The organism is Paenibacillus thalictri (genome assembly GCF_004307995.1).
Lineage (GTDB): Bacteria > Bacillota > Bacilli > Paenibacillales > NBRC-103111 > Paenibacillus_AF > Paenibacillus_AF thalictri.
This window is the reverse complement of sequence record NZ_SIRE01000014.1, coordinates 69,056-82,501: the sequence shown is the minus strand read 5'-3', so window position 1 is coordinate 82,501 and position 13,446 is coordinate 69,056. Positions and strand designations below refer to the sequence as shown.

The 13,446-nt window shown below is 52.1% G+C and carries 2 protein-coding genes; both read right to left on the bottom strand.

Going from position 1 to position 13,446, the window contains the following annotated elements:
• Window positions 1–100: 100 nt before the first annotated feature.
• Complete coding sequence (locus EYB31_RS19970; protein WP_165452502.1) at window positions 101–7,729, bottom strand: S-layer homology domain-containing protein; 7,629 nt, start codon at window positions 7,727–7,729, stop codon at window positions 101–103.
• 114 nt (window positions 7,730–7,843) lie between these two features.
• Entirely contained in the window at window positions 7,844–13,435 is a 5,592-nt protein-coding gene (locus EYB31_RS19965; RefSeq protein ID WP_131015178.1) for a hypothetical protein, read from the bottom strand.
• Window positions 13,436–13,446 lie beyond the last annotated feature (11 nt).

Below are 13,446 nucleotides of genomic sequence, written 5' to 3'. Positions count from 1 at the left end.
CCACTTGCAGAAGACAGAAGGGATACCGGCACAAGCCGTAAAGACTTATGTCGGTACCCTCTGGAAATAAGCAGCTTTAGGAATTGGTATATTCAGGAAATCAATGACTGGCAAGCCATGCATCAAGCCTGATGGCGATCGCTGCCGCCTGCGCCCTTGTCAGTTCGCTCGACGGATTCACGTGGTTGTCGTCCCCTTCGATAATTCCGTTTTTGATGCAGATTGCTACCGGAATTTTGGCCCACTCGGGAACGGATGCGCCGTCCGCAAAAGAGTCAAGCACTTGCTCCGCCTCCGCCGCGGACATCTCATCAGAACGGCCCAAGGCTTTAAGCAACCTGCCCGCCATCGTCATCGCTTCCATTCTTGATACGGTCGCTTGAGGAGCAAAACTTCCGTCCGCAAGGCCTTCGATCACACCCATTTGAGCGGCGACTCCCACACTGCGGTTAAACCAATCGTCGGCGGCGATATCCGTAAATTCGGCATCGGCCCGCTTGTTCATCATCCCTGCGACCCGCAGCAGCATCGTCGGATATTCTGCTCGCGTAATCCGGCTTTCCGGCTCAAAGCTATCGTCCGCCTTGCCGAGCACGAACAGCTTGGCTGCCGCCTGAGCGATGCTGTCTTTCCCCCAGAAGCTGTCCTGCACGTCGCCGAACGTTTTAGCGTTTCGAATAAAGACGAGATTGCCTTCACCGCTCAATTGCACATTGACGGCCGCAACTTCGCTTGTCGCATCCAGCTTCCACGGTACCGGCGTCCATGAACCGTCCGATCCTTTCAACACAACCGCGGTAATATCGCCCGGCTGCAGCGAATCCGGCAGCGGAATGCGGGCGATCGCGTAATTGCCCCAGCTTGCTGCGGGAATATTCGTTTTGACCGACACGCCTTGTCCCCCGGCAAGCAAGGTCGAATCTAAGCTTGCCGCCAGACTTCCAAGCTCGTCCAGTTCATAACTCAAGTTTCTGAAAATTTGAATATCCAGATTTTCTTTCATTCCGGCCAACATATTAGGCGTCAAAGTTAGTTTGGCTAATGGCACCTCGATCACGATATTTTTCCGCTTGGCGATCGCTTGCTGAGCGATTTCTTTATCCAGACGGAACTTGTAGCCTTTGGCCGTATTGTCGCGGGAAGCAATCACGATGTCCCCGGCTCCCGCGGCGTCTACATGTTTGACTGTAATGTCGGCTGCGACCACATCGTCTTTTTTCTCCACGTTCACACGCTGCTGATTGATCATGATTTCAGACGGTACAGCCGATCCGTTTCCAACAGGGCCGCCTCCACCACCGCCGCCGCCTCCAGAGCCGCCTCCGGAAGAATCGTTCAGGAAACCGCCGGTGCTAGGTCCGCTAGGCGCTTGCCATATGCTGGCGGACAGCTTGTCCGTCGAAGCTACGGCCAGCTTGCTTGAAGAAATCCGCTTCGCCACCACAACGCTGTCGCTCGCACCTGCGTATACGACTCCATTCGCAGGCAAGAAGCTCCACGAGCTAATATCTTGATTTAAGGCAGGCGGCGCTGCGCCCGCGCCTTTGGAGAACACTTTATACACAAGCTGGAATCCAAGCGTTTCCCCTGCATTGGTTACATTCACCTTTGTATGAGAGTTATCGTTCGCGATTGCCGAAGTATTCGCCTGAATGGATTCAAGCTGCGTTGGCGCAGGAATATCTACGTTAGCCGCGGCAAAAGCTTGCAGCGTGACGCCTTCGGAAACCTGATATTCCCCTTGAACGAGGCTCGCGCCCCTGGAAAGCGCGGTGAGCGTTTTACCGTCGTCGCTTAAACGCGCCGCGTCCCCGGACAATAACGAATAGCTGACCTTGTCCGCAGAAACCGGAATTTCCTTGAATTTCGGTTTGCCCTGCACATCTTTACCGTCGGAGATCCGCAAGCTGGCTTCCAGCTTCACATTGTCTCCCGGCTTCATCGTTGGCATCTGCTTGATGACAAGTCCTGCCGGAACATTAAACTTGTCGTTTGTCACCGACACAATGGCCGTATTTTCATTGCCTGCGCCGTCGCGCACCTGCACGGTCAACTGCACGGTCGGGTCGGCTGATTCCACAGCGACTTCCCCGGAGAACGTTCCGTCATCTGCTACGTTTAACGTCGTCTCTTTTTTGTTCTCGATCACCTTGAGCACGGCGTCGTTGGAAGTTTTTCCAGCAAAACGGATGTTCCCGCCGCTTGTTCTCGCTCCCGTTAACGGTTCGTTCAAATACAGCACAGGGGCGATCGTATCTACGGTCAGGTACAGCATTTTCACCTTGTAGTCCTGCGTTTTGGTATTGGTGGCAAGCAGCTCAATCGCGTACGTACCGTCCGTCGTAAACGAAGTCAGTTGCAGCGTGCCGTGGCTGCCGGCTGCTTCGTTCTGCAATGTCGTCTTGCCGATCGGCTGGCCGTCATAGAAAGCTTCCACCATAACATCCTGCTGATCGGAGAACAACTCGATGTTTTGCTGAACGATATTGCCCGTCAACTTGTCGATTTTCGGCTGCGGTGCGCCAAGTTGCTCTTTGGAAGTCTCCAGCACCGGTTTCGCCGGCACAGGCAGCAGCTTCTTCACGCTGTCCGTTCTTGCCGCATAATGATAATTTTCATTTTTGTCGGCTTCCTTGGCAGGTTTGACGACCGATGAAACACCTACGACGTACTCCTGTCCGACCTGCAAACCGGTATATTTCACCTTGCTCGGGTCCAGAACCTCGCCGTTCAGACTATTCGGATCAACGTCGTCGGAAGTCGTCGTCGCCGTCCAGCCGCCGAGATGGATGCCTTCATATTTGCCGGTGGCCGCGTTCCAATGGCCTTCCAGCTCCGCTTCGGTAAACATCAGCTCGCCGAAGTTCGGATAAGAAACCAGCTTGCCGTTTTGCTCCTGCATGGCGTTAATCATGTAGCTATGCTCGAAGTTGGCCAATGCCGGCTTTTTCGCCGCCGGTCGGAAGCTCAACTCGAAGTACCCGTTGCCCGCAGGTTCGATGACAACGTCGCTGACTTCCTGTGGAGCCAGAGGGTCGACAATGTCAAATTTCTCCGCCGATGTTTTGGTGCCAAACGCGGCATCGGACTTCAGCTCGGCTCGTAAATAATAGCTGCCTTGCTGCAGCAATCCGCGAATATCCTCGTCTTGGCCCATCGTATTGATCTTCGTGACGTCGATCGCCTTGCTGCCTTCGGCAACCGGAATGTCTTTGGCAATCAGCATACCCGGATCTCCCGGATCCAGCACTTCTTTGCCGTTTTCCAGCTTTGTCATATTTCCCGATACGGCATCTTTGGTCAAGTACAGATTGATCGTATCTCCCGCTTTGGCGTTGTGTACATTCCAGCTTGCCGTAAATTTATTCGCATCTCCGCTGTCTTTCGTCAAGCTGACGCTAGTCAGTTGCGGCAGCGTCGGCACGTTAAGCAGTCTGGTTTGCACGGCTGATGATGACGTAAGCGTCCACACGCCGCTGTCTTTGATTTGCTCTTGCGGAACAACGATAAACGCTTTGCGGTGATCCACCTGATCGCTCGATTGCTTAGCAGGAATATATTGCGTAAATGCCGTCGCGGCCGGGTTCGTGTTGCTGCTGTCGAATATGATCGGATATTGTTTGCCGCTCGCATTTTTCAGCGCCAGATTCGGCACGTCCTGATCGGTGTACTCCACTTCAATGATCGCATTGCCGGATATGCCGCTTGTCGGAATTTCATGCTGGCGTCCGCTGTTTTTCACGACGATGCCGCCAACCCCGATGTTCATTGCGCCGTTGTCCAAAATTTGCATGCCGGGCGCAATATCGCGATATATGATCTCATGTGTCTGCTTCTCCGCTTCCACCCATGACGTAGCTACCGTCTTCATCCCTTGCCCGATGACAAGCAAACGCTGACCGCGTTCCGGGTCGTTGACGAGCAGATGGGTAAACCCTTCGGGAAGCTCTTCGCCGGAGGTGCCAAATTCGACCCCGCCGCCCCAATAATAAGTGATGCCGACAGATATAAACAGGATGCCGACGCTTCCCCAAATTTTATCGTTGTTTAATCCGAAAAATACGCTGGCCAGCGGTATGCCGCCGACAACCGGAACGGCGTCCGGGATCTGCACCTTGGCGCCGATATAACCTTCAAAATCGGTACGGTGTTTCTCCAGGTTCTCCCCAACAAAAATCCCCACACGGCCGACAATGACGTTCCAGCCGCCGATATCGACCTCCGCCTGCAGGCGCACAAACCACGGAGTTACCCATTGCGCTTCGATGAGCGCCAAGGTCAGCATCGGGATTAAATCGTCCTTAGTTGCATCCGCTTTGGTCGAAAAGCTGAGCTTGCCTTCCAGCTTGATGCCCGTCCGCTTCAACGTCAGATCGATATCGCCAAAATGATAGGCAGGCGCAACGCCAAATCTCGTGCTGATCCCGGCTTGAATTACCAGCGGGAACGGATCATCCTTGGTACCCCCGGCGATTGTGTCGGCCAGTTCGCGCAGCGCGCCGCGTACGCCCGTTAAATAAGTGGCGCCGGTAATGGGAATGCCGGGACTGGGCAGCGATGCTTTAAAGGCCAGCACATCCGGCAAAATTCTGCCGTCCGCCACCTTTTTGAACGAAATTTCCGCGCCGATCCCCGCCATGCTTTTCAATTCGGCGGCGAATTTCAAGCCGTACCTGTTGGACACGCCTGTTACCGGCTGCACGTAATGAGTGATATTGATTTCGCCGCTTGGCGCTTTGGGGTCGTCTTTTTTGGCGTCCCCTACCTTCTTGCTCGGCCCGATCAAACCTAATTCTTGATTTAAGTCGAACTTGAGCGCCGCATCGATGCCGACAAAACCTTTCTCGTTAAAGACAACGTTTTTCACTTCGGCCTCTAATATTTTCAGCGAAATGGTGCCGCCGAAGGAGACTCCGCCTTGTCTTAATATAAAATCGTTAAAGGAAATGCCGAAGCCGGAGAACATAAAGCTCGGCGCGGAAAACAAGGTGTGCTTGTTGAAATAGACAAACTCAACCATCAACTGCTTGAACGGATTCAACCTGTCGCCAAGCGCGCCGGTAGCCCATTTCAGACTGCCGTTTAAGCTGTTGTCTTCGCTGTTGTCCTTCGGCTCCGGATATTCCGTCTGCAAAACGGTGTAGCCGTTGCCCAGCGTTTTATTAAACCCGTTGAAGAAATCAAGCGTCCATTCTCCCTTGTGGAACACAAAACCGCTGCTGGCTACGCTTAAAGTACCGTCCCCCTTCACAAACAACGTGTCGAAGAAAGGCATTGTGTCATAGCCGGTCACATTTTGCTTGACGCCAAAAACGTCCAGCTTGCCGCGGGTAAATACCATATCTTTGCCCTTGTAGGCGACGGCGTCGTTAATGATCGCCGGTTCGGTTTTTGTATCTACGACCACCGTCTGATCGTTTCCACTGCCCGCCTGTTTGATCATGCCGCGGATTTCGACAAGTTTCTCCCGGCTTTTGTCTTCAAAAAACTCATCCATGGCCTGCTCGGAATCAAACAGAAGGTAATTGTATGCAGGTACTTTCTTCAACGTCAATATATCGTTATAGGCGTCGCTATCGAATTTCGGGTCCAGCGCTTTGCTGGCCATACTTACAAACAACTTGGCTTTCTTAAAAACTCCGACGGCGTCAGCCAAATTCATTCCCGCTTGAAACGGAGCGTTAGGAAAAGCGCTGTTCAGTTCCTTCAGCAGTTCTCCTCCCAGCGAGTTGGGAGCGTTCATCAGGTCGAAGGTTTGCTTGTAGACAGCCATCACTTTTGCTTCGCGAATCCGATTTTTGTCGTCATCGCTCACGGTGAAGGTTTGGCTTGTCGTGATGCTGTACATTGAGGCAATTTCCGCGTCGCCGCCGGTATCGCCTTTATAATTGATTTCAACCTGGTATTGGCCAAGCGGCAGCTCCGGCCCGAGTCCGGCCTGAATGACCGTACCTTTGCTGTCGACCAGATAGCCGCCCCGGTATGTAATCCGCATATCTCCCGAGAACCCGTCATCGGTAGGCTGCATAATAACCGAACTTTTGATCGGCACTTTGTAGCGTTTGCCTGTTACTTTCTCCTTAAGGAACAGGTCAAAATTCGGTTCGGTTGTCTCGTTGCCCGGATTGTAAGCTTCGATATTCGAAATGTTGACCGTCAAATATTTGACGTCGGCATTGTACACTTCTTTCGGCGACATTCCGAATACGTATGTCGGCACCGCATTGCCGATCGCCGGCAACAGAATGAAGTTGGATTTGTTGGACTCGTATTGGGCTTTGATCCCTTCGTCCGTTTCTCCTTGGAGGCTGGCCTCCGTTTCAGGACTTCGCACCGTCATCATATATTGCTTGGTGGTTGGCCAAGGTTTGCCCTTCGCTTGCACCTTAAACGACGTGGTAATCGTATCTCCCGGCTTGAACTTCGGAACGATGCCTTGTTCCGCTTCGGCCGGCGTCGCCGGCTTCTGAAACCTCAGCACTTTGCTGCGGTACGATTCCGTAAGCGCCTTGCCCTTCGCATCGCGTACTATTTTCCCCTGATCGTCGAGCTTGACGAAATTAAGACCGCTATCCAGCGTCAGCTCGGTATCGATGTAAGACTGCTCCATATTAAACGAAGCGAGATTTTCCACCTCGGCGTTCATATCAAATATGCCTTCATCGGCATAATCGCTGTTGTCGCTTAACGTGGCAAGCTGCTGCGGCGTATCCATAAACCGGATGGAAAACACTTTATCCGGGGCGATGATTTCGCCGAGGCCGTACACCGTTTCAAACGACTGCATCGTCTGGTTGGCCAGCGGCTTCGGCTGCCAATACAACGCCACCGCCGAATCCGCCGTACCGTAATCATTGGTATCTCTCGTAAAATCGAGATTCGGATTTGGCGTATAATCCCACTTTGTGTTCGCCAGAGCGTTCCAATGACCTACGATCATTTCATCAAGAATATTGATATTTTGCTCAGCAAAGTTGTTAAAACCGTAAGCAATCACGTTGGTTGCCTGCGGATTCGACAAGTCGAGCTTATCTCTCATTACCCAATAAGGCGGCAGCTTGTAATAAGCCCGATCCTCTTCAGGGATGCTGGAATCCGGCTCGTGGACAAATTTTCTCTCAACCGACAACGGAACCTTATAGCCGGTCCCGATCTGGAACTCCGGCCCGTCATTGCTTCCAACCATCGTGTCCAGCAAGATACGGGAGCCCATCTGCACCTGCGCACCGCTGCGGTTGACCACCTCGTAACGGATGTTGACGTTGCCCGCATTTTGCTTATTGGACGCATCGGCATACAACATCAAAATTTGCTTGATTTCAACGCCTTTGATCGTCCATACCGTTTCGATCTGTCTGGTCCCGTTCGCATTTGCGACAATCCGGGGCGGGGTGATCTCCGAGAAAAAATTGGCGGTAAACTTGTAAGGATTACCGAAAATATAGTCGGTTCCGTCAATCCGAAACGTTGTAAACGATGTTTCGGGATCGTCGCCGCGAAACAACATGTCGACATTCTGGTCCTTTTTGCGGACCGGTTGCCCTTCCACCGTTCTTATGCCGTAGCGTCCGGTAGCGTTATCGACGGTAATTTTAATAAAATCGTTTTGCAGCACCGTTACTTTAGGCGCGGTAAGCGTCTCCGCAAACACGGACGCCACCTGGATATTCGCGCTTGTTATCACGATAAGTGCCAGCAAAAGCACAAGTGTTTTCCTGACCAGCTTCAAATGAACTGCCTCCTGTCCCCAAAACCGTAATCCCCGCACATGCAACATCCCCCGAAAGGGAGCTCCCGTATATCCATCGATGTACAGGAGCCTTTGATCCCGTGCCCGGTCAATCTAATCCTTTTTACCGATAAAGAACGTCGAATACTCGCGCTCCCGCTCCTGATTTCTGACAATAATCGTATACCAGCCCGTGTCCGGGAAGGTGATCTTGAACTTGCCGTTCACCAGGTCGCTGTAAGAAAGTTTCGTGGCGATATATTTCATCTGCCCTTCGCGGTACAACCCCGGCTGATACAGCAGATCGTAAGTGCCCCATTCGTTGATTCGATTTTGCCCGCCAACCTCCATGACATTGTATTTCGTGATGCTAAAGGTCAGCGTGTTGCTGTTGAACAAAGCGGATTCGTTGCTGGAACCGGAGATAAGCACATTGTCGGCAAAAATAAGCATGCCGTCGCTGGCGACTACCGTCACGTCCTGATAAGCTACTGCCGTATTGCCAACCTGGTCCGTTGCCGTATAAGTGACCCGCTGCCGGCCGAGCTTGCTCAGATCCAGTCCGCTGATTGCCACGGCGATCTGGTCGGTGTTAGACACGTTGTCGCTTACGGAATATCCTCCCAGATCCGTGCGGAAGTTAAAGTCCGCTTTGTTTTGGGAGATACCGACCGAAGACAGGTTCAACTTGATGTCTGGTGGCGTATTGTCCAGCCCTTTGATAGCCACAGCCACTTTGTTCGTATTTCCGAGCAAGTCGGTCAAAGCGATGAGCGTAGAACCATCAGCTGAATACATCCGCGAATAGGTGAACGAGCCGTCCAAACCGCTGATTTGGTTCGTATACTGGCCGGTGTCCTTATCCTTGGTCGGAGTCGTTCCCGCAAATACCATGTTGGGCGTCTGAATCTGACCGCTAAGCGTCACTTTCATTTTGCCTTGGGCGTATTTCTGACCATTAACCGTCACAATCTTGCTGTCTGGCAGCGGGTTTCCGTCATCGTCCACAAAGCTGTAGGTGATCGATGACACTTGCGGCAGCGTGGAGACGATGTTGTCCACCGTTTCCTTCACGACGGCCGTATTGCCGAACAGATCGGAAACCATAAAGGAGGCTGTGCCGTTCTCCAGCAGCAGGATGCTTGTTTGTCCATCCGCTACGGTGAAGTCCTTGGCATTCACATCGGCTTTCTCCACCATCAGAGTGACGCCGCCGGAGAGCAGCACATGATCGCTGCCATCCTTGATCGTGCCGAACGTTTGGCTGTTGTTTTCGCCGTAAGCGTAAGAACGAACAATCTTGACCTGCGGCGCTGCTTTGTCGATGTTATTGACGTTTGCCGTTATCGAATTGGCATTTCCCGCTTCATCTTTTATTTCGAAAGTAAACGAACCGTTCTGCGTAAATTTGTAGGTGGTGCGTCCTTCATTATTGGTCACCGTGACCGGCTCGGAAAGATCGCTTAATTGGACAGTTACGTTCCCGTTGGTTTTGCCTGTCGTCAAATACTCAATCGATCCGATTGGTTTTGTGTCGTCTACATTTTTGACCACGGCATACAACGTTGCTTTTCTGTTGGCGTCGGCGGTATCCGTCACGTCAAAAGCGTATAATCCGTTTTGCTTCACATTAAATCGGTTGCCCGAACGGGTTGGCGTTGACGGATTCACGGCAGCAGGCGTCACTTTCATGCCTAACGGAACCGTAACGTCGATGTCTGCTCCCACGCTTGGATTAACCGGCCTTTCGTTACTTATGGAAGCCAATGCGTAAATCGGCTCGTCTTTGGATATATTCGCCGCACTGAGCCCTTTCGCCGCGCCGACAACGCCGCTTAGCGTCCTGTATTTCACTTGCACCTGCAGCTCGGAAGGTTTGTTGGTCGGTACCTTAAGCGCCACAAAATTCGTATACGGACGCCATCTCACCCAGTTAACGCCGTTGTCGGGAGACAATGAAAAATCGTAGCCGCCCTTATCCACTGAATCCTGCGCAAGCCCCAACTGCACGATGGCCGTGTAGCCGTCCTCCGTGTCGCCGTACAAATAAATCAGGTCGGATGTCACTTCGGCCGGCGGATTGCCGGCATCTTCGGACCTTGAGAGGGCGAAAAAGCTCTTTGTTTTCACAATGACGTTATTCCCTGCGCCGTCCTTGGCCCACACGTACAACCAGAAGTTCTTTTGCTCTCCAGGCTGTAGCAGCGTTTCCCCGTTGATGGCCGTTTTCCCGTCCTCCGGCAAGTCGACCCAGCCTGCGGATGCTTCATTTGGATCGGACTGCCCGTCAACGACCCATTGATATTTCTTTTGCAGCCCCAATTGGCTGTAAGGTTCGTCAACCGTGACGGTGACCGATTGCGAAGCTTGCGGATAAGCGACGCCGTCTTTACTGAACGTCACCGTCGGCGGCTGGTTGTCGAAATAATAAGCTTTCGAGAAGAAATATTGCTTCGTAAAGCCGCCTTCGGTCACTTTCGCCACGATATGAACGTATAATGTGCCGTTTTTGCTCACGTCGGCCGGAACGACATATACCCGCCCTCCGTCCTTTAACGTGTAATCCGTGAAGCTTTGGAAAGCCGCATCCGCCGGACGCAACGCGCTGCCGCTCAACACATAACCGACATAAACCGAATCGGGATCGGTCAAGCTCATCAGCATCATTCCGCCATAAGTCGACTGTGTGACCGACTGCGTGTAAGTCGACTGTGTCACTGTCGGCGAATAGGTCGATTGCGTCACGGACATCAGCCCCATAGGTGTTATGCTGTCAACGCCCACCAGCTTGAATTCGACATCGCTGCTTTTTACATAAACGGGATTGTTGCTGCTGTCGACGCTGGTCGCTGTCAAGAAAGCTCCGTTGACCAACGAAGAAGAGTTGACCGTGACCGAATTGCTTTGGAAGTTTCGCACGTTGCCCGCGACGTCCGTTGTTTTGATCATCAGCACATAATTTCCGTCTTCGACAACCTCATTTTGCGTGGTCAACGTGGCGCTGTTGCCCACAAGCGTTACCGGCTGCCACATGCCCTGCGGTTCGGTTCCCACTTTGACCCATTGATATTGGCTGTCTTGCACGCCGCTATGCTCGTCCGTGATCGTTACCGGGAGTTGCACCGCGGAAGTATTGTTGCCAATCGGCTCCGCTGCAGTTACCGTCGGCGCCTTGTTATCCACCTTGATCGTCCCCACGCTATGAACCCAGTTGGAATCGTCATGTTTGAAATCACCCAGCGGCCAAAGCTCGTATTTGCCCACCTCCGCCAAAGCTTTATTGTCGGCGTAGAAAATTTTGTCGGCTTCGGATCCCGGGGCTTCCGCTTTCCATGCTTCGTATTGAGCCTGGTTATCTTCTACATACGCCTTCTTCTTGGCGTACTGCATCAGCTCGCGCGCCGTATCCCAAGTCATATCGGAGGTCCATGTATGCAAATACCATTCTCCGCTTTTACCTTCTTCGAGCGCTTCCGTCGGCAGCACAATCAAGTTAGTTTTGTTGTTAGCTACGCTGAGATTAATCTTCTCAAACCCTGTAGGATATAAATCCTCTCGCGGCTGCTTGCCGGTCAGCGAATATCTTTTCACCGCGGCAAACTGATCCTGACTGTTGCTTGCAAACGGATCGTTCTGGCTCTGGCTCCACATATAATAAACGAGCCCAACCGCCGGCGAGGAAGAACCTGTCATATTTGACGGCCGGTAAATCCCCCTGCTTGGCTTTACCTCTCCCGGCACAAGCGGATCAAGCGACGGCACAGTAATCGTCGGGTCGTTGGCGTCGATCGTTATTTTCCCGCTCTGCTTGTAAACCGCATCCGTTGCTCCACCCGTCTCGTACCGATAGCTGATGATCGGCTTCGTGTTGTCGATCGCAAGCTGGGCCCAGTCGATTTTCGAGTTCACCAGGGATGATTCCGGGCATTGAGAATTTGGATCGCTGCGATTGCAGCCCGGATACTCAGGTATATCCTCCGGGACAACAAACTCGCCTTCATAATTGGACGGCTGCACGAGCATATTTCCTGCGTAATCCTGCAGCACGTTTGTATCCTTCGAATTGCCGGTGGCCGGATCGTTGACATTGGCGTCATTGGTCAAGGCGATGGCTTTCAGCAGCGGTGTTTCCACGTTCAAACCTTTAACATCGGGAATGCTCAGATGGAACGTCCATTTATCCGTTTGATCGCCGGAAACATAATAAGCTCTCATCCCGTTATTCAGCAGCAGGAACGTTTTGGTCACATCCCAGCCGGTTTTCACGATGGCTTCTTCCGTTAACTGCACCGTAAAATCAAACCCGTCGTTGGTGTTCAAGGTAGAGCCGGTTAAGATTTCCGGTTGAATCCCGTTGCCTGTCTTGGTATATTTGGGCCGCACCGCGTCCACGAACCCTCGGAATCCTCCGTGATCGTAATCAAACGGGCCTTGCATTTGAATCGAAGGATTCTCCTCTTGCTTCCCTCTTAAATAATTATTGTCTTTATTGTCTACGCCACTTACTGTAGTAAATTTGGAGTAATCCCGCACCACGTTGCCCGCCGCATCGGCAAGTCGGGCCCCCCGGAGCTTCTGCTCCAAAGACGAATCGATCGTAAAATCATCTTTAGTCGATGATGTATTCGCCTTCTCCGTATCCGTCCTGACAATGGCCGGGGCCAGCGGGATCAAGCCGCTCTGATGGTACTTGACTGCGGTATATTTGAACTTTATGCTATTGAGCAACTGCAGCGGCGAATTCATCAAGTTGGAGAAGTTCGCATTTTTATAACTCTCGTTCTCCAAATATTGCTGCTGTCCGGCCCCTGGCAACAATGTGCCCGGCAAGTTGATAAAGAACGGGTGCTTGAGAAAAGGATCTCTGATAGCCGCTGCCGACAAACTTTCCAATGTCGGTCTTACAGGTTCGGAGAAGTTATAGGCCAGGCTGAAAGATTCACCCTTTTTGGCATACACTTCTTCGTTACTGTTCTTGTTGGTTCTCTTTACTCCATCCCCGTCGAATGTGTAGTCCTTCACCTCCGGACGCCCCTCATCCCGAAACTTCACGTATAATCCTCTGGCGCCTGTAGGCGGGTCTATATCATCCCTTATTCCGTGCACTTGTATTTTAATCGTAGTGTTGGCGTTGAGCGGTGTAAGCTCTGAATTCCACACGCCTCCGCCGTTCGGACCGCCGTCGCCCCCATCATAATGCTCGGCTTCATGGAGCAAATCGCCATCCAACCAAACCTTTGCATTGGTGCCTTGGAAACAGTTTTCAAGACTCAGAAAGCCGCATCCGCCGCTTGTTTCATTCCAATTCAGACTTTTCCACCCGATTTGTACAGTAGCGTGCCCGCTCTTCGCCAAATTTTTCAAGTCGTCATTATCCGCTACGTTAAGATTAAAGGTAACCGTATCTCCAGCGTTAACGAACACATCGCCGTCAAAAAGATTATGTGTCTTGCCCGAATCGTTATAACTAAATCCGGGGGTTATGTTATTGTAAAAATTGGCCAGCGCGTTATCTGCTTCGTAAGTACAATTGCCGAACTTGACGTGCTGAGCCCCGAAGGTTGTTTCTACATCCCCCTCATGAATACCGGCGCAATCCGACGCCGCATACGCCTTCGGAACTTCCCATGGCGGAGCCAGTGAAAAGATCATGCATAATATCAGCACAACCGCGCTCCATTTTCTTGCCAGCTTGCTCGTAAACATGTAACGGACCT

What these genes read in the sequence shown, in the direction of transcription:
- EYB31_RS19965 (WP_131015178.1), bottom strand. Translation starts at nt 13,435, where the DNA reads ATGTTTACGAGCAAGCTGGCAAGAAAATGGAGCGCGGTTGTGCTGATA.